The sequence below is a fragment of the Halomonas sp. Ps84H-12 genome, from assembly GCF_024124725.1.
In the GTDB taxonomy this organism is placed as follows: Bacteria; Pseudomonadota; Gammaproteobacteria; order Pseudomonadales; family Halomonadaceae; genus Vreelandella; species Vreelandella aquamarina.
On the sequence record NZ_JAMXSJ010000028.1, the window covers coordinates 18,357 to 41,026 of the forward strand.

Below are 22,670 nucleotides of genomic sequence, written 5' to 3' on the forward strand. Positions count from 1 at the left end.
TATCCGCGCGATCAAGCATTTGAGTACTCGAGGCTTCAATGTACATGCGATGCCTGCTGAAAGCGTCACGGTTAGCTGATGCTGAGTGTAGGGCGTTTTGAGAAGCGGGGCGGTAGGCTCGTTTGCCGCCAATAGCGTCTGATTAAATAATGCCCGCTTGGCGAAGCACTAGGCGCTGTTCATCGGTGATGCCGATGGCATTCAGCACGCTGTCGGTGTGCTCGCCAAGCGTAGGGGGCGCGGTGGTGGCACTGATGGATTCGCCGTTGATGCGGATCGGGTTGGCTACAAGGTTGACCTCACCTGCTTGGGTATGGGGCAACGTTTGTTTCAATCCGCGTGCTTTGACATGGGGGTCGTCGAACACGCGATCCAGGGTATTGATCGGCCCGCAGGGCACGCCCACGGCCTCGAAGGCCGAAAGCCAAGTATCGGTAGGTTGTGCGCCAAGTGCCAATTCCAGAAGCGGTATCAAGGTGTCGCGATGCTGAACACGGCTGCCGTTGGTGGCAAAGCGCTCGTCTTGAGCGAGCTGCGGCTGGTCGATTACCTGGCAGAAGCGTCTGAACTGCTCGTCATTACCGACCGCCACGATCATATGTCCATCGGCCGTGGCAAAGGCTTGGTAGGGCACGATATTAGGATGGGCGTTGCCTAACCGCTGAGGCACCTGACCGGAGGTCAGATAGTTCAACGCCTGATTGGCCAACACGCCCACCTGCACATCCATGAGTGCCAGATCGATATGGCAGCCTTCGCCACTGTCGCGGCGTTGGTAGAGGGCCGCCAGCACCGCGTTGGCCGCATACAAGCCGGTAAAAATATCGGTAATGGCGACCCCCACCTTGACCGGGCCGCCCCCTGATTCACTGTCCGGTTTACCGGTCAGGCTCATGAGGCCGCCCATGGCTTGGATCATGAAGTCGTAGCCCGCCCGGTGGGCGTAGGGGCTCTCCTGGCCAAAGCCGGTGATAGAGCAGTAGACCAGGCCAGGATTGAGTGCTTTCAGGCTCGCGTAGTCCAGGCCGTATTTTTTCAGCCCGCCGACCTTGAAGTTTTCCAGCACCACGTCCGATTGAGCCGCCAACTGCTTGATCAGCGCTTGGCCTTCGGGCTTGGCCATATCCACCGTCACCGAACGCTTACCGCGATTGGCGCATAGGTAGTAGGCCGATTCAGCGCTGCCGGAGAGCCACGGAGGCCCCCAATGGCGCGTGTCATCACCGCTTTGGGGGCGCTCAATCTTGATCACCTCGGCACCCATGTCGGCCAGCATCTGCCCGCACCAGGGGCCTGCCAGTACCCGAGAGATGTCGAGTACCTTGATGCCTGCCAGGGGCTTTGCGACTGTGCTCATGGGGTGCCTCGCTGAGTGATGACGACGTTAGAAGAACGACTGAATGCCGGTTTGCGCGCGGCCCAGAATCAGGGCGTGCACATCGTGGGTACCTTCGTAGGTATTCACGGACTCCAGGTTCACCATGTGACGAATGACGCCATACTCGTCAGACACGCCGTTACCGCCGTGCATGTCGCGGGAAACGCGGGCGATATCCAGCGCTTTGCCACAGTTGTTGCGTTTGATCAGCGAGATCATTTCCGGCGCCCAGTTGCCGCTGTCCATCAGGCGGCCCACCTGCAGGGCGGCTTGTAAGCCCAGGGTGATTTCGGTCTGCATGTCGGCCAGCTTCTTCTGGATGAGCTGGTTGGCGGCGAGCGGGCGGCCAAACTGCTTGCGGTCCAGAGTGTATTGGCGGGCGGCGTGCCAGCAGAACTCAGCGGTGCCCATCACGCCCCAAGCGATGCCGTAGCGGGCTTTATTCAAACAGCCGAAGGGGCCTTTCAGGCCGCTCACGTTAGGCAGCAGGTTCTCTTCGGGAACGAAAGCGTTGTCCAGCACGATCTCGCCGGTGATAGAGGCACGCAGCGATACTTTGCCTTCGATTTTCGGGGTGGAGAAGCCTTCGGTACCACGCTCGACGATGAAGCCTTTGATCTGGTTATCGTGGGCAGCGGACTTGGCCCAGACCACCGCGATATCGGCAATCGGGCTGTTGGTGATCCACATTTTCGCGCCGGTCAGGCGGTAGCCACCATCGACTTTTTCCGCACGGGTGATCATGGAGCCCGGATCGGAGCCATGGTCGGGTTCGGTCAGGCCGAAGCAGCCCACCATCTCGCCGCTGGCAAGCTTGGGCAGGTATTTGTGTTTCTGCTCTTCGGAGCCATACGCTTCGATGGGGTACATTACCAGCGATGACTGCACGCTCATGGCCGAGCGGTAGCCAGAATCGACACGCTCCACTTCACGGGCGATCAGGCCATAAGCCACGTGGTTGACGCCCGCGCCGCCGTATTCCGGGGAAACCGTGGCACCTAGCAGACCCAGCTCGCCCATCTCGTTCATGATCTCGCGGTCGAAACGCTCTTCGCGGAAGGCGCTCAGCACACGTGGCTGCAGGTTTTCCTGGCAGTAGTCGTGGGCCGCATCGCGGATCTGGCGCTCTTCGTCGGTGAGCTGGCTTTCCAGCAGAAGCGGGTCGTCCCAGTTGAAGCGTGTCATGGCGTGAACTCCGAAAGATGATCGTGTTGAGCTCAATGTATCGCCGTTATTTAAAAATTTCTACATTTTTTTAAAACGCAGAATTTAATCACCTGGCATTCAATCGATGCCGCGGGATTGCAGTACCCGTGTGATGATAGGCACCGGGGTCATCAGGTGGTCGCGCATCAGGTTAGCGGCCTGCTCGGCATTGCGGGCGAGAATGACGTCGACCAGCGCAGCGTGCTCCTGGCGCTTGATGTCCAGCGCCTGGGGCGACATGACGGTCTCTTGCAGCCACAGGTGGCGATAGCGCTCTACCTGATCAAACAGGGTGTCGCGCATCTGCAGCAGGTGGGGGGAGTTGCAGCCGCTGGCAATGGCGGTATGGAACGCCTTGTGGCGCAAATCCCAACCATCCAGCAGCTCGTCGGGGGAGCTGACGCCGGTGACTTTGGCTAGCCGGTGTGCCGTGGCCAGCACGTTGGCTTCCCAGTCGTCGTCGCCACGTTCGATGGCGAGGCGCAAAATCAGCCCTTCCAACTGAGCGCGAGCGTCGTAGATATCGTTCAGTTCGGCCAGCGACATGGCGGCCACCCGGTAGCCCCGTTGGCTGATGGCCACGACCAGCCGGTCGGCGACCAGCTGTGACAGCGCTTCACGCAGCGGCCCGGTGCTCACGCCGTAATACTCTTTCAAACGGCTCATCAAGAGCTTCTCTTCGGGGGCATAGCGGCCACGAATGATGTCCTGCTTGAGCGCGTGGTAAGCGCTAATCGCTAGGTTCTGGCGCGGTGCATCGTGCTCCATAGGGACTCCTTGGATCAGTGTGGCTTAGACCAATGTAGGGGTGTGGCGGTCAACGTAGAATAACGGCTATTATCAATAAATTTTGAAAATTTGGCACAGGTAACGACATTCATGTGGGATTTCATCATTGTCGGCGGCGGCATACTGGGCTTTTCCACCGCCATGCAGCTGCAACAGGCCTACCCGGACAAACGCTTGCTGGTGTTGGAAAAGGAAGCAGGCCCCGCTCAGCATCAAACCGGCCATAACAGCGGCGTGATTCATGCCGGGGTGTATTACACGCCGGGAAGCCTGAAAGCGAAGTTTTGCCTGGAAGGCAATCGCGCCACCCGTGAATTCTGCGACCAGCACGGCGTGCGCTACGACATTTGCGGCAAGCTGCTGGTGGCCACCAACCCGCTGGAAAAGCAGCGTATGGAAGCGCTCTGGGAGCGCACGGCGGCCAACGGTCTGGAGCGTGAATGGCTAGAGGCCGAGGCACTCAAGGAGCGCGAGCCCAATATCACCGGCGTAGCGGGTATTTTCGTGCCCTCTAGCGGTATTGTGAATTACGCTGAAGTCACCCGCGCCATGGCGGCAGAGTTCACGCGCCTTGGCGGTGAGATCCGCTTTGACCACTGCGTCACCGGCCTTGAGGAGCGGGCTGATGAGGTCGTGGTGACCACTCAGCAGGAAACGTTTACCGGCCGCTATTTGGTCTCTTGTTCGGGCTTAATGGCGGACCGCGTCATCCGCATGCTGGGCAAAGATCCTGGATTTACGATTTGCCCCTTCCGTGGCGAATACTACCTGCTTCCCGAGCGCCACAACCGCATCGTCAACCACCTGATCTACCCGATTCCCGACCCTGCCATGCCTTTTTTGGGTGTTCACCTGACCCGCATGATCGACGGGACGGTCACCGTTGGGCCCAATGCGGTGCTGGCGCTCAAGCGCGAAGGGTATCGCAAGCAGGACATGTCGTTACGCGATATGGGGCAGATGTTCAGCCACCCAGGCATCCTGAAAGTGCTGGGCAAGCATCTCAAGCCTGGGCTGGTGGAGATGAAAAACTCGCTCTACAAGCGCGGCTATCTGGAGCTGGTACGCAAGTACTGCCCGAGCCTGACCCTGGAGGATTTGACCCCTTACCCGGCGGGCGTACGCGCTCAGGCGGTCTCCAACGATGGTCGGCTGGTGGATGACTTCCTGTTCGTAAATACTCCGCGCACGGTCAACGTGGGCAATGCGCCATCGCCTGCGGCGACCTCGGCGCTACCCATTGGTGCGCATATCGTGGAGCAGGTGAAAACGTTGTTGGATTAGTATCTAACGCGACTGCCGTGCTAACGTTTAAATACCGTTCTCGGCGCCGCTGACGGCGGCGAGAAACTGGCTCCTTACCTCCTTTACGTCAACCATAATCAATAAGTCCAAGCAGGACGGAGGCAATTCCAATGAAAAAACTAAAATATACCGTTGCAGCGACCATGATGGCGGCTGCTCTGCCCGCCAGCGCTCAGCAGCTCTCCATCGCGACCGGCGGTACCGGCGGCGTTTACTACCCGATCGGTGGTGGCTTTGCCGAAATGATCAACAACCATATCGATGGCGCTCAGGCGACCGCCGAAGTGACCGGCGCTTCCGTCGAGAACATGGGGCTGATCATGCGCGGCGATGCCGACCTAGCACTAGTGCTGGCAGATACTGCTTATCAGGCGTATACCGGTACCGGCGATTTCGATGGCCGCCAGATCGAGAACACCCGCGCGCTCGCGTCTGTGTATCCCAATGCTGTGCAGTTGGTCACCCTGGCAGAGTCTGACATTCAGAGCATTGCGGACCTAGCCGGTAAGCGTGTCTCTGTAGGCGCACCGGGTAGCGGCACCGAGCTGAACGCCCGTGCTCTGCTAGAAGCCAACGGCGTCAACTATGAAGATTTCACTCCTCAGCGCCTGAACTTCAACGAAACCGCTGACGCGATTCGTGATGGCGATATCGATGCCGGTTTCTGGAGCGTTGGCCCGCCCACTAGCTCGATTCTCAACCTTGCTGCCACCCGCGATATTCGCCTGATCGGCCTGTCCGATGAAGAGATTGCCAACGCTCAGGAAGTGGAAGCGGTGTTTGCGCCTTATGAACTGGCCGCAGGCATGTACGACGGCATGGACGAGGCGGTACAGACCATCGGCATCCCTAACGTGCTGGTCGTCAACGCCGATATGGATGAAGAGCTGGCCTACCAGTTGACTCAGCTGCTGTTCGAAAACACCGATGAGCTGATTGCTGTTCACCCAGCGGCTAACGACACCACCATCGAGTTCACCATGAACTCTACGCCGGTACCGCTGCATCCGGGCGCGCTTCGCTACTTCGAAGAAGTTGGCGCTGAGATCCCGGACCGTCTGCGTCCATAACCCATTAGGAGCCGTGCCATGCAGTGGCAACGACGACTGATGGCGCTCTTACTGATGAGTGGTTTGTTCGCCGAAGCGGGGGCCTCCCCCGCTTCGGCGACTGCGTCTTGGCATCTGCGGGTCGTGACCGAGCAGGGCGACACGCTCGTAGATGCAGCCGCGCCGCAGGGCAGCCGCTGGTGCATCCAGTGGCAGCACTCTGTCGAGCACTTTACGGTGTTGGACTGTTACCGCAACGCGGGTGGCATCATGCAGCTAGAGCGTAGCCACCAGCCGGATTTTGCCGCAGGGCTTGGGCATATTTACGGGCGTGGTGAGCAGGTATCCGACGGTGAGGGCGGGTACTGGATCAATGCGATTAACGAGCCGGTGACGAATAATCGCTACGTGCTACGGGTTGGCTCGACGGCCGTCAATCACCGCGTCATGTGGCCGGATGGCGAGCATCCCACCGTGAGCCTGAGTGAGCGAGCGGCTGGCCAACGCGTCACGATAGCCTTGTCATCGCGTTGATTGTCGTTAGTCAAACACCTCATAAGTGCGCCGATCGATGTCGCTTTTCATAAAAATTAAGTGGGTGTTAACCCCCTAAGTTAGCTTATGCTTCCGAGGACTTCATGAACGAATCCACGCCACCGCCGACTGTGATGCCGGGCGGCAATGCGATTCAACCCCGCTTCGTTTTATGGTGTATCACCATCGTGGCGGTGGGACTGTCGTTATTCCAACTCTACTCGGCGGGTATTCAGCCGCTGGGCCTATTTTATCAGCGCAGCATTCACCTAGCGCTGATCATGCTATTGGCATTTTTGATGTTTCCGGCCTTTGGGCCAAACCGTAAGCGCGGCATCGTGGGCTGGGGAATCGACCTGGTCTTCTTTGCCGGTGCGCTGATCACGGGTGGCTACTTGGTGTTCAACTTGGATGCCATCTTCAGTCGCGCCGGGTTCTGGAACCAGACCGATATTTTGGTTGCCTGTATTGCCACGGTCACTGTACTCGAGGCCAGCCGCCGCGCGGTGGGTTTTGGTATGACGGTGATTGGCTTAATCGCTATCGTTTATGCGTTTGCCGGCCCCCGTGGGGAGCTTCCCTGGCTGGGCGAGTGGATGCCCGGCATCATGGAGCACCGTGGCTATAGCCTTGACCGCGTAGCGGGCCAGCTTTATCTGGGCCAAGAAGGCATCTTCGGCCTGCCGCTGGGAGTTGCCGCTACCTATATCTTCATTTTTGTGCTCTTCGGTGCTTTTCTGGAAAGCACGGGTGCCGGTAAGTTTTTCATCGATATGGCTTACGCCGCTACTGGACGCCAGCGCGGCGGTCCGGCCAAAGCGGCCGTTCTGGCCTCGGCGGGTATGGGGTCGATTTCGGGCAGCGCCATTGCCAACGTGGTCACCACCGGCGCGTTCACCATTCCGCTGATGAAGAAACTGGGCTACCAGCCGAAGCAGGCGGGGGGCATCGAAGCCGCCGCTTCCACCGGCGGGCAAATCATGCCGCCGCTGATGGGCGCAGGCGCCTTCTTGATTGCCGAATATACCAATACGCCTTACTTAGAGATCGTCAAAATCAGCATTCTGCCGGCGATCATGTACTTTGCCACGGTCTATCTGTTCGTCCACATCATTGCCTTGAAACAAGGCATGCAGGGCATGGCCAAGAGCGAGCTGCCCCAAATGCGCCAAGTCATGAAAGATGGCTGGCACTTCCTGCTACCGCTGGCGGTGCTGGTGTGGCTACTGGCCATGAGCATGTCGCCCATGCGCGTGGGGTATTACGCAGTCATCACCATGGTGGCGGTGGCTGTCTTGCGTTATGCGTTATGGTACTTCTTCGTGGCACCCAAACAGGGGCAGCCGGTCACGGTCGAGCGCACGAAAGCGGTCGTGTGGGCAGGGCTCGTGAAGCTGGTCCAGGGGTTGGAGTTGGGCGCGCGCAATGCCGTGGCGGTCTCCATGGCTTGCGCTGTCGCCGGTATCATCGTTGGCGTGGTCGGTTTGACTGGTCTGGGTCTGAAGTTCTCCTCCATGATGCTGGCGTTCTCCGGTGGCAACCTGGTGCTGGCTCTGCTGTTGGTGTTGTTGGCGAGCCTAATTTTGGGGATGGGGTTACCGGTCACTGCCAGCTACATCGTTCTGATCGTGCTGGTGGGCCCGGCGCTGACCGCCGAGTTCGGTGTGCCGCTGTTGATCGCTCACTTGGTGGTTTTTTGGTACTCCCAGGACTCCAACGTCACGCCGCCCATCGCCTTGGCAGGCTTTGCTGGGGCGGCGATTGCGGGCAGTAAACCTATGGAGACGGGCTTCCAAGCGTGGAAGTTTGCCAAAGGCCTCTACCTGATTCCGCTGTTTATGGTCTTCAATCCGGAGATCATCATTGGCGGGCCGGTACTCGTGGTGGTATGGAATGCAGTCATCGCGCTACTGGCGCTATGTGCGTTCGCGGCCTCGCTAGAAGGCTACCTGTTCACGCGTATGTCTTGGCTGCCTCGTTTGGCCATTGGTGGTGCCATCGTCGGTGTGTTCTATCCAAGCTTGTGGACGGAGGTGGCCGGAGTCACGGTCATGGTCGTAGCCATCGCCGCTAACTGGCAGGCGAGCAAACGGGAGGCAACGCCGGTGGCCGGTTGATTTTGCCCAGAAGAAAAGTAGCACCAAAAAAGCCCGGGAACATTCGTTCCCGGGCTTTTACGTTTTAGCGTCGGTTCGTATTTAGAAAATCGACTCTGCCGTGCCAGATCCTTGCGAGCCGCTGGCTTCCTCGAGCTCTTGGCTAATGCGCCGAGGCTGGAAATCCGGTAGATGGTCTCTGTGGAACAGCTCGGTCATGCCGCCCGGTTGGTCATCGTGTAAACGACGGCCTGTCTCCTGGTCCACCCGTGCGGTGACGATGGTGTCGGGACGCTCTGGCAGTGCAGAGGGGGTTCCTTCGAGCGCATTGCCCATGAAGTCGATCCAAATGGGTAGCGCGGCATTCGCGCCATACTCGGCAATGGTGTCGTTGCTGTCTTTACCGACCCACACCGTGGTGACGAGATTGCTGTTGAAACCGGCAAACCAGGCGTCTCGCTGGCTATTGGTCGTACCGGTTTTACCGACGATATCCTCACGGTTCAGGCTCAGCGCACCTCGGCCTGTACCGGAGGTAATGACGTCGCGCAGCATGTCACGCAGAATATATACTGCTGCCGCGTCGGCCACTCGTGGCGCAACCGGATACTCTTTACCGTCGATTTCAACGGTCTCCTGGCCATCAGCACAGCTTGGGCAAGCAACTTGTGGAGTTGCTTCATCAATCACTTCGTTATCGTCATCGCGGGTCACCCGCTCGATAAACCAGGGTGCGACTTGGAAGCCTCCGTTTGCAATCACCGAATAGGCGTTGGTCATCTCCATGGGGGTCAAGCTGGCACTACCCAAGGCAAGGGATAAACCGCGCGGTAGACGGCTAGGGGCAAATCCAAAACCTTCTAGGTAGTTGATTGTATGGTCCAGCCCCATGGTTTGCAGAACCCGAATCGTGACGAGATTGCGCGAGCGAGCAAGCGCAGGGCGCAGGCGCATCGGGCCTTGAAAATCGCGGCTTGAGTTGACTGGGCGCCATAGTGAATCGCTGCCATCATCCAATACCACCGGCGCGTCGTTGACCACGCTCGCTGCGTTCATTTCGCCATCTTGTAGGGCGGCGAGATAAATGAACGGCTTGAAGATCGAGCCGGACTGACGCTGGGCTTGCACGGCGCGGTTGAACTTACTCGCGTTGAAGTCGAAGCCGCCCTGCAGCGCCAGAATGGCACCGGTGCGCGGATCTTGCGCCACCAGCGAGCCTTCGGCATCCGGGCGTTGAGAGAGACGCAGGGAGCCGTCGTCATTCTCAATGACACGAATCAGGTCGCCACGCTCGGCAATCTGGCTGGCGCTGCTGGGTTCGGCACCTCGGCTGCGCGGGCTGAGGTAGGGGCGCGCCCAGCTCAAGCCGCTCCAGGCGATGGTGTGCAGTTCACCACCACGGGTGAGTACCTGCATTTCGCGGCCACTGCTTTCAACCACGATGGCGGGACGCAGCAGGCCATAGTTGGGCGTGCGCTCCAGTACTTGAAGCCAGTTGCTCACGTCGCCATCGACGCCTTCGACTTCTGTTTGGCTACGTTGGGCGGCCTGACGAGCGGTCTGGCGAATTTCAGGCGACTCAGATAGCTCCTCTTCCAAACCCTGGGTAGTGGTCTGCTCTTGGGCTTCGACCAAGCTGGGGGCAATGTCCTCTTGCTCGGCGCCGCGCCAGCCGTGGCGTAGGTCGTACTCGATCAAGCCGTTGGCCAGTGCTTGGCGGGCAAACGGCTGCAGCTCGCTATCAATCGTAGTGTAAATACGGTAGCCGCCGGTGTAGGCGTCATCGCCAAAGCGCTCAATGGCATACTGGCGAGCCATCTCTGCCACATAGGCCGCGTCCACTTCGGCTTGGGTGTAATGACGGCGAGCGGTGACCGGCTCTTGCACGGCATTTTGGTAGATATCGTTATCGATATAACCAAGCTCGCGCATACGGAACAGAATCCAATTACGACGGATCAGCGAGCGCTCAGAGTTCGCCAGTGGGTTAAAGGCAGAAGGCGCTTTGGGTAGCCCAGCAATCATGGCGGTTTCGGCCAGGCTCAGCTCGGCAAGCGGCTTGTCATAGTAAGTCTCGGCGGCGGCAGCAATGCCGTAGGCGCGGTTACCCAGGAAGATTTTGTTGACGTAAAGCTCGAAAATCTCCTCTTTATCGAGGATCTGCTCCATCTGCAGGGCTAGCAGAATCTCGCGGATTTTACGTGTGAAGGTCTGGTCCAGGGTCAGCATGTAGTTACGCGCGACCTGCATGGTAATGGTCGAGCCGCCCGACTGAATGGTACCACCGCTCTGTACTAGCTCCACCGCCGCCCGTGCTAGACCGCGAGGGTCGACGCCGGCATGGTCAAAATAGCTGGCATCTTCTGCCGCAATCAGCGCATTAATCATATCCTGGGGGATCTCGTCGAAGTCGATCGCCATGCGGCGCTCTTCGCCGAATTCGCCAATCAGCTTGCCGTCGTTGGTGAAAATACGCAGCGGTGTGTGCAGTTCAAAATCCTGCAGTTGGCGAACGTCGGGCAGTCCCGGCGAGAAGTAGATAGCGGCACCAATCACCGCCAGTATGACCGCGCCTGAGAGCGTAACAACCAGCGAAAATAGTGACAACACAAGAGTTCGTAAAAACGTCATGAACAGTGGGCACCCGTGAAAAGAGGAGTAGCCAGGGCAGTATTAACGCCATGGCGCGCAAGTGGCTGCCATTATAGGAAGGGGAGGCAGCGGCCACCAGTGTTGATATGGCGTAGAGGCATTGGCGTGTGCCTTAACTAAAAATCATGTAACCTCGAAACTCGCACGATAGGCAGGCGGAGCCGGAGTCAGCATGCGCTTACTAAAACCCAGTAAAGGGTTGATTGGTGTCGATATTACCTCGGCCACCGTCAAGCTACTTGAACTTAAACAGTGCAACGACAACTATCAAGTTGAGAGCTACGCCGTGCGCCCGCTTCGCGAAGGCGCGGTAGTCGAGCGCCGTATTCGTGACATGAACGATGTCGCCAATGTGCTTAGTCGCGCCGTTGAGCATGCCAAACCCTCGACGCGCAAAGCCGCCGTGGCCGTTCCGGCCAGCGCCGCGATTACCAAAACGCTCCAGTTTCCCATTTCGCTTAGCGAAGATGAAATAGAGGAGCGCATCATTGCTGAGTCTGACCGGCATATTCCGTTTCCGTTCAGCGAGGTAGCGTTCGATTTCCATTGCCTAGGCCCCGCGCCCTTTGATGAAGAGCAGCAGCAGGTTATTTTGGTGGCGTGCCGCCAGCAGGGTGTCTCACAACTCACAGAAACCTTAGAGCGCGCAGGTCTTGAGCCTGCGGCGGTGGATGTGGAAACCTTCGCCATGGAGCGCTCGCTGGCCGAGCTGCGTCGTCAGCTCAACGTCGACAGCGATCCCAACGCCTGCGTAGGGCTAGTGGATATTGGTGCGAACATGAACGCCTTCCACGTGGTGCGTGGAGGTCACATCGTCTACAGCCGGGACACGGTGTTTGGCGGTCGCCAGCTCACCGACGCGATTCGCGACCATTACTCTTTGAGTAACGAAGAGGCCGGCTTTGCCAAAAAGTACGGCGGCCTACCGGATGACTATCACGAGAAAGTGCTGAATCCGTTTTTGGAAACCGTGGTACAGCAAGTAGGTCGCTCGCTGCAGCTTTATTACACCGCTGCTCGCCAGCATGAGGTGCAACACATTGTATTAGCGGGAGGTTCAAGCGTTATTCCCGGCCTTGCCGAACGTATTTCAGAAGATAGCGGTATGTCGGTGACGATTGCCAACCCGTTCCAGCGTATGCGTGTGAATAAACGCCTTAATATTGAAGGCCTAACCAATGATGCACCGGCCATGCTCACCGCTGGTGGTTTGGCGATGAGGGTTGGGTTATGAGCATCAAGATCAATTTGCTGCCCTGGCGGGAAGCACGCCGTGAAAAGCGTACACGCCGATTTTATGGGGTAGTCGTGATGATGTTCTTAGCGGGTATTGGTTTAGGGCTGGGTGTCTTGCAAATTTATCAGCAGCAGTTATCAGCTCAGCAGCAGCGCAATGCGTATATCACGAACCACATTGAGCGCTTGAATAACGAAATCGCCGATGTGCAGCGCTATCAAGCAACCGCAGCCCGGTTGGGTGAGCAATTAACGCTGTTTCAAACCCTGCAAGCCGAGCGGATAGGCATTGTACAGTTGTTCAATAATATTGCTGCCAGCGTGGTGGATGGCGTGGTGTATCAGCGCCTTTCCCGCAGTGGTGAACAGGTTAGCTTTTCTGCCATGGCGGGCAGCGAGCGGCAGGTATCGGATCAACTGCGCCAAATCGCCAGCATGCCAGGGTTAGGGGTGCCACAATTCTCTGAGGTAGCCAGTGGCGATGATGGTACCAGCCGAGTGTTCCAGTTTGACGTGGTACAGTCTGTCGTAGAAGAAGCCGCCGCTGAGGAGGAAGCGCCATGATCTGGGGGCGTGAACGCTGGCGGAGTGAGTGGCGGCAGCTGCAAGATGTAGATTGGCAGGGGCTGGATGTAAAAGAGGCGGGAGAGTGGCCTGCGCTATTAAAAGCGCTATGTGGGGTGCTGGCCTTTGTCATTGCCGTTGGCGCATTAAGTTGGTGGCTGGTGGGCGAAAAGCGCGCCGAGCTAGAAGCGGCGCAGCGTCAAGAGATGCGCCTGCTGAGTGAGTACCGCAGTAAAGTCTCTGAGGCGGCATTTTTGCCCGAGGTACGCGACCAACTAATGGTCTTAGAGGAGCAAATGGCCACTATGCGTGCCATGCTGCCCACCAGTGCCGAGATTCCTTCACTGCTGGATAGTATTAGCGATGCGGCGGTGAACAATAACCTAAGTATCGAAACGATTCGTCTTCGGCCCATCGTGCGTAACGCCCATTATGTGGAGCACCCTTTGGATATTCAGGTGCGTGGCGGCTATCACGAGCTGGCGCAATTCGTGGCCGATATTAGCCAGCTTGCGCGTATTGTGACCCAGCACGATTTAACCCTAGCCCCTGCCGGGCAGAGTGGTGACTCGCTGCGCATGTCGCTGCTGGCACGCACCTATAGCTATATAGAAGCAGTGGAAGGGAAGGAGCCCGCCCCATGAAGCGTCTACTTAGCATTGGAGCGGTGGTTCTGTTAGCGGGCTGTGGCGATGCCAACCTGAGCCAGTTAGATACCGTGATGGAAGAGATTCGTCGTACACCGGCAGGGCAGCCACCGGTGATTATACCGACGATTCCTGAGTATCAGCCGGTAGATTACCGTTACCGCGAGGTGCGAAGCCCCTTCTTAGCACCAGAAAGCATTCGTGCCAACGGCACGGTAGCAGTGATGGAGAGTGCACTCGCCCCGGATCAGCAGCGCACCCCCGAGCCGCTAGAGGAGTTTCAGCTGGAGGCGCTGCGTTTAGTTGGCACATTGCGCATGGGCGGGAAGCAGGTGGCGTTGATTAGCGCCCCTGATGGCAGCGTTTATAGTGTGCGTGAAGGCAACTATTTAGGCACTAACTACGGGCATATCACCGCGATTGGCCCGCAAGAAGTACGCATAACCGAACGTATTTTTAATCAGTTGCAGGGTTGGCAGGAGCGTCAGGCATCGCTCACCCTGAATGAGTAGGCTAAGCACATATCGCACGGTGCGCCCTATGTATTTTTACTTGTTATCGGATAACACGCTATGGTCGTCATGCTTCGTCTAATTACGCTGCCATTGTTAGCCCTGATGCCCACCTTTGCCCTGGGTTCAGTGCTAACGGACCTTGATGTGCGTTCAATCAGTGGCGGTGAGGTGGAGCTGGTATTGCAATTTAGCGGCGGCGTTGCCGAGCTTCGCGGCTATCGGCTGAATACTCCGCCGCGTCTAGCGCTAGATCTAGCCGATACCCAAAGCAGCTTGCCTCAGCGGCGTATTAACGTAGACAGCGCAGGTGTGGAGCGTATTACCGCGTTGGAGGGCAATGGCCGTACACGGCTAGTGGTCGACCTGAGCGAGCCGCTGGACTACACCTCTCGCATAGAAGGGGATCAGCTGCGCATCACCCTAAGCCCTGAAAGTATTAGCGCTGCGAATGACAACTCGCCCGCAGGTATGAGTAGCGAGCTGGAAACTGCCCTAGGGCCGCAAGTAACGGATATCGACTTCCAGCGGGGGGCTGATGGGGCAGGGCGTTTGCTGGTCTCTTTTGATCGTGAAGGGGTAGTGACGCAAGTGCGGGAAGGGAGTGAGGGCCGCGTTATTGCTGAGCTTCGCGACGTAGATATTCCTGATTCCTTGAATCAAATTTACGATGTGACCGACTTTGCTACCCCCATTACTCGCATAACCCCCCGCACTGGCCAGCGGGAAACCCTGCTTGAGCTGCAAACGAACGGCCCCTACGCGATGATTTCATCGCAAAGCGGGCGAACACTCACCGTGGAAGTACAGCCGGTGAGCCAAGCCTCTCAGCAGGACCGCGCGCAGCAGGGAGAAAGCTTCACCGGCGACCGTCTGAGCCTCAATTTCCAAGATATTGAGGTGCGAGCCGTGCTGGCGACGCTGGCTGAGTTTACCGGCTTGAACCTAGTCGCCAGTGATAGTGTTACTGGGCGAGTAACGCTCAACCTCAACGATGTGCCCTGGGACCAGGCGCTGGCGCTGATTTTGCAAAGCCAAGGGCTCTCTAGCCGTGAACAGGGCAATGTGATTGTAGTAGCGCCGGCCAGTGAGCTGGCCGAGATTGAGCGTCAAGAGATTGAGGCCCGTAGCCAGCAGCAAATCTTGGCGCCGTTGGTGACTGAGTTCATCGAGATAAAGTACGCACGGGCCGAAGATTTAGCACAGCTGTTGCGTGGTGGTGACGGTTTTGGGCTGCTCACTGAGCGTGGCCGCGTTAGCGTTGACCAGCGTACCAACACACTGCTCATTCAAGACACGGCCGAACAGGTGCGCGATATTATGCGGACGCTGGTCCGGCTGGATGTGGCGGTGCGTCAGGTACAGATCGAAGCGCGCATCGTGATTGCCCGTGATAGCGCTTCCCGAGAGTTGGGGGTGAACTGGGGCGTCTCCAGCACCCGAGGCTTCCTGGAAAACGAAGCCGGGCAGTTCGTGCCGCGCAACATCAATCCTGGCGGCCTCAACCGTGCCCAAGGTGGCCTGGCGGTGGACTTAGGCTCAACGGCAGCGGCTGATACGGGCTTCAGCTTTGGCTATCTCTCAGGGGATATTCTGCTCGACCTTGAGTTGCGCGCCCTTGAAAGCGAAGGCAAAAGCCAGACCATTTCGCAGCCTCGGGTGATTACCGCCAACCAGCGCACCGCAACGATCCGCCAAGGGGAGGAGCGGGCATTCCAGAGTGTCGATGCCCAGGGCAACCCCGATACCGAGTTCAAGGAGGCGGAGCTGTCGCTGGAGGTCACGCCGCAAATTACCCCAGATAACCGCATCATTATGGATTTGGTAATCAAGAACGACAGCTTCCGTGAGAGCGAGTTCGGCGGCGAGCCGCCCATTGATACCAACCAAATCGAGACCCAGGTGCTGGTCGATAATGGCCAGACGGTGGTGTTAGGCGGTATTTTGACCACTGAACAGCTGAGCCAAATAGCGAAAACACCGCTGCTGGGCGATCTTCCTATACTGGGCAGGCTGTTTCGCTATACCGAAGAGAGCAATGAAAAGGTAGAGTTATTAGTCTTTATCACTCCACGATTACTTGATGATGGTTTGGCGGTTCGCTGATGCAGGATTTACCCAATCTTTTCTTAATAGGCCCCATGGGGGCTGGTAAAAGCACGATAGGCCGCTTATTGGCGGGAGAACTATCGCGCCCGTTTTACGATAGCGATCACGCCATACAAGACCGCTGCGGTGCCGATATACCCTGGATTTTTGACGTGGAGGGTGAGCAAGGCTTTCGTCAGCGTGAAATTCAGATGATTGACGAGCTCACCCAGCTCACGGATGTCGTGGTCGCCACCGGCGGTGGCGCGGTGCTGCGGGAAGAGAACCGCCGAGCGCTGCGCGATCGCGGTACAGTGGTGTACTTGATGACCACTGTCGAGCAGCAGCTAAAACGCACCGCCAAAGATCGCAACCGCCCGTTGCTGCAGTGCGCGAATCGCGAACAGGTGCTCAACGATATGTTCGCCGCCCGTGATCCGCTCTACCGTGCTACTTCCGACATTACGGTACGTACGGATCGCCGTAGCCCCCGTGCCGTGGTGAATGAAATTTTACGCCGCGTGCATCGCTTGATTGATCCGTTAGAAACCGCCAGCGCCCCACATAAAAAGGTATCTCAATGACAGAGCTAGCCCATGACCGTACGCTAACCGTTGAACTGGGGGAGCGCAGCTACCCCATCCATATTGGCGTTGGGCTATTAAATCGCTCCGACAGTTTTGTGCCCTATCTGGCCGGTAGCCAAGTCATGATCGTTACCAATGAAACCGTGGCGCCGCACTACTTAGACACGCTGCGTTCTAGCTTACCCGAGCATTTAGACGTGCGTGCCGTGGTGCTGCCAGATGGCGAGCAGTACAAAACCATCGAACAGGTAGGACGCATTTGGGATGCGCTGCTGGAAGCCGGCTTTAACCGCCGCTGCACACTCATTGCCCTTGGCGGCGGTGTGATTGGCGATATGGTGGGCTATGCCGCTGCTTCCTATCAGCGCGGCGTGGCCTTTATTCAAGTGCCCACCACGCTGCTTTCCCAGGTGGACTCCTCGGTGGGCGGCAAAACCGGTGTTAATCATCCGCTGGGTAAGAACATGATTGGCGCGTTTTGGCAGCCAAAAGCGGTAGTGGTGGATATTGCCACGCTGACCACGCTGCCTGCCCGAGAGCTTTCTGCAGGGCTTGCGGAAGTGGTGAAGTACGGCTTTATTCGTGACGCTGCTTTCTTAGCGTGGCTAGAACAAAACATGACGGCGCTGCGCCGCGTTGAACCTGAGATCGTTGCAGAGGCCATTGCCAAAAGCTGTCAAATCAAAGCCAATATTGTGGCGGAAGATGAAACCGAGCAGGGCGTTCGTGCGCTGCTGAACCTTGGCCACACGTTTGGCCACGCCATTGAGGCGCATCAAGGCTATGGCAATTGGCTTCACGGTGAAGCGGTGGGGGCAGGTATGGCCATGGCAGCGACGCTCTCCCATCAGCTTGGGTGGATCAGCGCTGATGCGCTTGAGCGCACGAAAAAGGTGATTGAAAGCGCGGGTCTTCCGCTGGTCGCGCCAACGGGCATGTCGTCGGATGACTTCTTGACACGAATGCGGCTGGATAAAAAGAACGTGGACGCGCGTCTGCGTCTGGTGCTACTGAACGACTTGGGCGATGCCTGCGTTAGCGATGCCACGCCTATCGAGACACTGAGACAGCTACTCGATGATTATCCGCGCGGCTAGGGGAATCACCCGTAAGCACACCCGCTCAAAACCCGCCTCGAAACAGGCGGGTTTTGTTTGTCTAGAAAGCGCCGAAGTGGCTGCTGACTAGTGATATCCGTATGCCTTATGCGCTATCGGCATGGGGTTTTTAGTAAAAATTAGACTAAAGTCTAGTGCTCTGTATTGATCGTTGAAATACCGTTTCTTTGGCCTGCAAGCCGTTGAAGTATAACTATTTTTTTATTGAGCGGTAGTGCAACTACGGGATTTGGCGAGGGTTTTTGACGATTGGCGAGTGTCGAGCGATTGCGCTACGCGGTGGCAAATCGCTATGCTGAGCGACCTTTTTCTCGCAGCAGCGAATGCGGACAACACCCTATTTTGGGCGGGTAACAAGAGCCATAAAAAAAGAAAAACCCGTGATTATACCATAAAAACGCTGCTTACAAAATACGCTGACTAGAGGCACGCCCATGAATAGAGGTCTTCACCAGCCAGGCGAGTTTCGCGATAACTGCGGCTTTGGCCTTATTGCCCACATGGAAGGGCAGGCCAGCCACGACTTGCTGAAAACGGCTATCGAATCACTGACTTGCATGACCCACCGTGGCGGCATCGCGGCAGATGGTAAAACCGGCGACGGTTGTGGCCTGCTGCTAAAGATGCCCGCACAGTTCATGCGTGCTGCTGCTAAAGAGTCGCTCGATGTAGAGCTGGGCGAGCGCTTCGCAGTGGGGTCGGTGTTTTTACCCAACGACGATGCGCGTGCCGCCAAAGCCAAAGAGACGCTGGTGGCTGAGTTAAGCGCACGCGGTTTGGACGTGCTGGGCTGGCGCGTAGTGCCCACGGACTCGAGTGTCTGCGGCCCCATGGCGCTGGACTGCCTGCCGCGTATCGAGCAGCTGTTCGTTGCCCCCGGCAGCAGCGACAATTTCGATGTCGATCTTTTCATGGGTCGCCGCTACGCCGAGCAGGCGCTGCGCAGCGACGAAGACTTTTACGTGGCATCGCTCTCCAGCGAAGTGGTCTCCTATAAAGGCCTGGTCATGCCGGAAGATTTGCCGGCCTTCTATAAAGACCTGAACGACCCACGCTTGGAAACCGCCATCTGCGTCTTCCATCAGCGCTTCTCGACCAACACCGCACCGCGCTGGCCGTTGGCACAGCCGTTCCGCCTGCTGGCGCACAACGGCGAGATCAACACCATCGAAGCCAACCGCGGCTGGGCGAACTCGCGTAAGGCGAACTTCGTCAACGAGCGTCTGCCGGATATCGCTAAACTAGACGAAATCGTCAACACCACCGGCTCCGACTCCTCCAGTATGGATAACATGCTGGAAGTGCTGCTGACCGGCGGTATGGAACTACACCGCGCCGTGCGCATGATGGTGCCACCTGCCTGGCAGAACGTGGAGACCATGGATGCCGAGCTGCGGGCGTTCTACGAGTACAACTCCATGCACATGGAGCCCTGGGATGGCCCCGCTGGCGTGGTCATGACCGACGGCCGTCAGGCCGTGTGTATGCTGGACCGTAACGGGCTGCGCCCGGCGCGCTGGGTGATCACCAAGAATGGCTACATCACGCTGGCGTCGGAAATCGGCACCTACGGCTATCAGCCGGAAGACGTGGTGGCAAAAGGCCGCGTCGGCCCCGGTCAGATGCTGGCCGTGGATACCCACACCGGCGAAGTGCTGCACACCCAGGACATCGATGACCGCCTGAAGTCCGCCTACCCCTACAAGCGTTGGCTGAAGCAGGAAGCCAGCTACCTGGAGTCGGCGCTGACCGAGCTGGCGCGATTCCAGACCATGGATACCGACGCCCTGAACGTGCAGCAGAAGATGTTTCAGGTGACCTTTGAAGAGCGTGACCAGGTGCTGCGTCCGCTGGCAGAAAGCGGCCAGGAGGCGGTGGGCTCCATGGGCGATGATACGCCGATGGCGGTGCTGTCGAGCCGCCCGCGCCTGCTCACCGACTACTTCCGGCAGAAGTTTGCTCAGGTCACCAACCCGCCGATCGACCCGCTGCGCGAAGCGATCGTGATGTCGCTGGAAACCTGCTGTGGCGCGGAGCTGAATGTCTTCAAGGCCACACCGGAACACGCCCATCGCTTGATTTTGACCACGCCGGTGCTGTCGCCACGCAAGTTCACTGCGCTGGTGAGTCAGGACGACCCGGCATTTGCCAGCCATTTGCTGCCGCTGGGCTACGACCCGGAAAGCACCAGCCTCCAGCAAGCCATCGTGGCGCTGTGCCAGGAAGCCGAAGCGCAGGTCAAGGCGGGCAAGGTAATTCTGGTGCTGAGCGATGCCGAACTGCCCAAGGGCCAACTGCCTATTCAGGCAGCGCTGGCCGTGGGTGCGGTGCACTCCCACCTGGGCCGCCTGGCGCTGCGCCCCAATGCCAACATCGTGGTCGAGACTGGCTACGCCCGCGATGCCCATCAGATGGCGGTACTGTTCGGGGTGGGCGCCACGGCGGTCTACCCGTGGCTGGCGTATCAGGTCATGGCGGATATGCACCGCACCGGCGAGCTGACCGGCAATCCGGCGGATGCCCGTGAGAACTACCGCAAAGGCCTGCAGAAGGGGCTCTTCAAGATTCTTTCGAAGATGGGTATCTCGACGCTGGCCTCCTACCGTGGCTCCATGCTGTTCGAAGCCGTGGGCCTGTCGGATGAGGTCATGGAGACCTGCTTCGTGGGCATGGCTTCGCGTATCCAGGGCACCGGCTTTGCCGAGCTGCAGCTGCAGCAGGAGCTGCTGGCCAAGGATGCGTGGATTCCCCGCAAAGGGATCTCTCAAGGCGGCATGCTCAAGTACGTGCATGACCACGAGTACCACGCCTACAACCCGGACGTAGTGAAATCGCTGCAAGCCGCCGTGCAAGAAGGCAGCTACGCCAAGTGGAAAAAGTTTGCCCAGCTGGTGAACGAGCGCCCGGTGGCCACCATTCGTGACCTGCTGACGCTCAAGCCTTCCGAGTCGCCGGTGCCGCTGGAAGAGGTCGAGCCCATTGAGGCGCTGATTCCGCGCTTTGATAGCGCCGGTATGTCGCTGGGTGCGCTCTCTCCCGAGGCGCACGAAGCGCTGGCACAGGCCATGAATGAGGCGGGTGGTCGCTCCAACTCCGGTGAAGGTGGCGAAGACCCAGCCCGTTACGGCACCATTCGCAGCTCGAAGATCAAACAGATCGCCTCAGGTCGTTTCGGTGTTACGCCAGCTTACCTGGTCAATGCCGAAGTGCTGCAGATCAAGGTGGCTCAGGGCGCGAAGCCCGGTGAAGGCGGCCAGCTGCCAGGCGGCAAGGTCAATCAGCTGATTGCCCGCTTGCGCTACTCGGTGCCCGGCGTCACGTTGATTTCGCCGCCGCCGCACCACGATATTTACTCCATCGAAGACTTGGCGCAGCTGATCTTTGACCTCAAGCAGGTCAACCCAGACGCGCAGGTCTCGGTGAAACTCGTCTCCGAGCCAGGGATCGGCACCATTGCCACTGGCGTCGCCAAAGCCTATGCGGACTTGATCACCGTGTCTGGCTACGATGGCGGCACCGCGGCTAGCCCGCTCACCTCCATCAAGCACGCCGGTTCCCCTTGGGAGCTGGGCCTGCCGGAGGTGCATCAGGCACTTCGCATCAACGGCCTGCGGGACAAAATCCGCCTACAAACCGATGGCGGCCTGAAAACTGGCCTTGATGTCGTCAAAGCGGCCATTCTGGGGGCCGAAAGCTTCGGCTTTGGCACCGCGCCGATGGTGGCGCTGGGCTGTAAATACCTGCGTATTTGCCACCTGAACAATTGTGCCACCGGTGTAGCGACCCAGGACGACTTCCTGCGCGGCGAGCACTTCCGCGGCACCGTGGATATGGTGAAGAACTACTTCCGCTTTATTGCCGAAGAAGTACGCGAGCTGATGGCCATGCTGGGCGTTCGCAAGCTCACCGACCTGATTGGCCGCACGGACCTGCTGGAAGTGCTGGAAGGCAATACGGCATCACAGCGCAAGCTGGATTTAATGCCGCTGTTGGCGAACGACTTCGTGCCTGCGGATGCGCCTCAGTTCTGCGAAGTGAGCCGCAACGTGCCTCACGACCCGGGTGCCAAGAACCAGGAAGTCTTGGCGGCGCTGAAAGAGGCCATTGAGTCTCAGTCTGGCGGCACGTTCGATTTTACCATCACCAACTGCGACCGCAGTGTCGGTGCGCTCACCTCCGGTGCCATTGCCAAGCGTTACGGTGAAGAGGGGCTCGAAGCCGCACCGGTGACGGCGCGCTTTATCGGTGTGGCGGGCCAAAGCTTCGGCGTGTGGAACGCCCGTGGCCTGAACCTCTATCTGGAAGGCGATGCCAACGACTACGTCGGTAAAGGCATGAACGGTGGCAGCATCGTCATCGTGCCGCCCAAGGTCAGCCAGTTCGAGAGCCACAAAACGGCCATTATCGGCAACACCTGCCTCTATGGGGCTACGGGTGGCACGCTGTTTGCTGCCGGTACCGCTGGCGAGCGTTTTGCGGTACGTAACTCCGGCGCCACGGCGGTGATCGAAGGCGCGGGTGACCACTGCTGTGAGTACATGACCGGTGGTTTGGTCTGCGTGCTGGGTGAGACCGGCGTTAACTTCGGTGCGGGCATGACCGGTGGTTTTGCCTACGTGTTGGATGAAGATCGTAGCTTCGTGGATAAGTACAACCACGAGCTGGTCGAGATTCACCGGGTCAACACCGAAGCGATGGAAGCCTACCGTCGCCACCTGCGGGAGATGATCGAGGCCTACGTGGCCGCGACGGGTTCCGCACGCGGTGCGGCGATTCTGGAAGACTTCAGCGACTACGCGCGCCACTTCTGGCTGGTGAAGCCAAAAGCGGCCAGCCTGGGTAGTCTGCTGGATCAGTCTCGGCGTCAGCCGCAATAACCGTCAGCGCCTACGCTTCGAGGAGAGAGATC

Annotated in this window: 16 protein-coding genes; 12 read left to right on the top strand and 4 right to left on the bottom strand. The window is 58.4% G+C overall.

The window, feature by feature from the left end; all coding sequences use genetic code 11:
• Positions 1–142: 142 nt before the first annotated feature.
• The 3 genes from NH344_RS13575 to csiR form a co-directional block, all read right to left on the bottom strand.
• Entirely contained in the window at positions 143–1,357 is a 1,215-nt protein-coding gene (locus NH344_RS13575; RefSeq protein WP_230834495.1) for a CaiB/BaiF CoA-transferase family protein, read from the bottom strand.
• Between the two features lie 27 nt (positions 1,358–1,384).
• Positions 1,385–2,563 carry an acyl-CoA dehydrogenase gene (locus NH344_RS13580; protein WP_230834496.1) on the bottom strand — a complete coding sequence of 393 codons (1,179 nt, stop codon included), beginning with the start codon at positions 2,561–2,563 and terminating at the stop codon, positions 1,385–1,387.
• A gap of 99 nt (positions 2,564–2,662) precedes the next feature.
• Positions 2,663–3,352: a DNA-binding transcriptional regulator CsiR gene (gene csiR, locus NH344_RS13585; RefSeq protein ID WP_044628884.1), complete on the bottom strand. Its 690-nt coding sequence runs from the start codon at positions 3,350–3,352 to the stop codon at positions 2,663–2,665.
• 111 nt (positions 3,353–3,463) lie between these two features.
• On the opposite strand from csiR, the gene lhgO reads away from it, so the two are divergent.
• The 4 genes from lhgO (at position 3,464) to NH344_RS13605 (ending at position 8,378) form a co-directional block, all read left to right on the top strand.
• Complete coding sequence (gene lhgO, locus NH344_RS13590) at positions 3,464–4,657, top strand: L-2-hydroxyglutarate oxidase (protein WP_253028013.1); 1,194 nt, start codon at positions 3,464–3,466, stop codon at positions 4,655–4,657.
• Between the two features lie 131 nt (positions 4,658–4,788).
• Positions 4,789–5,748: a TAXI family TRAP transporter solute-binding subunit gene (locus NH344_RS13595; protein ID WP_044628882.1), complete on the top strand. Its 960-nt coding sequence runs from the start codon at positions 4,789–4,791 to the stop codon at positions 5,746–5,748.
• Between the two features lie 18 nt (positions 5,749–5,766).
• The gene (locus NH344_RS13600; protein WP_044628881.1) at positions 5,767–6,261 is read left to right on the top strand and encodes a DUF1850 domain-containing protein; all 495 of its coding nucleotides are present in this window, start codon (positions 5,767–5,769) and stop codon (positions 6,259–6,261) included.
• Between the two features lie 104 nt (positions 6,262–6,365).
• Entirely contained in the window at positions 6,366–8,378 is a 2,013-nt protein-coding gene (locus NH344_RS13605) for a TRAP transporter permease (protein WP_044628880.1), read from the top strand.
• Between the two features lie 81 nt (positions 8,379–8,459).
• Here NH344_RS13605 and NH344_RS13610 read toward each other — a convergent pair whose 3' ends face one another.
• Complete coding sequence (locus NH344_RS13610) at positions 8,460–10,988, bottom strand: penicillin-binding protein 1A (protein WP_044628879.1); 2,529 nt, start codon at positions 10,986–10,988, stop codon at positions 8,460–8,462.
• Positions 10,989–11,181: 193 nt separating this feature from the next.
• On the opposite strand from NH344_RS13610, the gene pilM reads away from it, so the two are divergent.
• The 8 genes from pilM (at position 11,182) to gltB (ending at position 22,638) form a co-directional block, all read left to right on the top strand.
• Complete coding sequence (gene pilM / locus NH344_RS13615) at positions 11,182–12,243, top strand: type IV pilus assembly protein PilM (protein ID WP_044628878.1); 1,062 nt, start codon at positions 11,182–11,184, stop codon at positions 12,241–12,243.
• Positions 12,240–12,809, top strand: coding sequence for a PilN domain-containing protein (locus NH344_RS13620; RefSeq protein ID WP_253028014.1), 570 nt, complete (start codon positions 12,240–12,242; stop codon positions 12,807–12,809). The genes pilM and NH344_RS13620 overlap by 4 nt, the downstream gene beginning before the upstream one ends.
• Positions 12,806–13,453, top strand: a complete 648-nt coding sequence (locus NH344_RS13625) for a type 4a pilus biogenesis protein PilO (protein ID WP_089675481.1) — start codon at positions 12,806–12,808, stop codon at positions 13,451–13,453. The genes NH344_RS13620 and NH344_RS13625 overlap by 4 nt, the downstream gene beginning before the upstream one ends.
• A complete protein-coding gene (locus tag NH344_RS13630; RefSeq protein ID WP_089675482.1) occupies positions 13,450–13,968 on the top strand; it encodes a pilus assembly protein PilP in 519 nt (172 codons plus the stop codon). Before NH344_RS13625 ends, NH344_RS13630 begins: the two co-directional genes overlap by 4 nt.
• A gap of 60 nt (positions 13,969–14,028) precedes the next feature.
• On the top strand, positions 14,029–16,074 hold the full coding sequence (gene pilQ / locus NH344_RS13635; protein WP_089675483.1) for a type IV pilus secretin family protein: 2,046 nt from the start codon (positions 14,029–14,031) through the stop codon (positions 16,072–16,074).
• Positions 16,074–16,640 (top strand): shikimate kinase AroK, encoded by a 567-nt coding sequence (gene aroK / locus NH344_RS13640; RefSeq protein ID WP_062372331.1) that lies wholly within the window; start codon positions 16,074–16,076, stop codon positions 16,638–16,640. The genes pilQ and aroK overlap by 1 nt, the downstream gene beginning before the upstream one ends.
• Complete coding sequence (aroB, locus tag NH344_RS13645) at positions 16,637–17,740, top strand: 3-dehydroquinate synthase (protein ID WP_054641412.1); 1,104 nt, start codon at positions 16,637–16,639, stop codon at positions 17,738–17,740. Before aroK ends, aroB begins: the two co-directional genes overlap by 4 nt.
• A gap of 455 nt (positions 17,741–18,195) precedes the next feature.
• Entirely contained in the window at positions 18,196–22,638 is a 4,443-nt protein-coding gene (gltB, locus tag NH344_RS13650; RefSeq protein ID WP_253028015.1) for a glutamate synthase large subunit, read from the top strand.
• Positions 22,639–22,670: the final 32 nt, after the last annotated feature.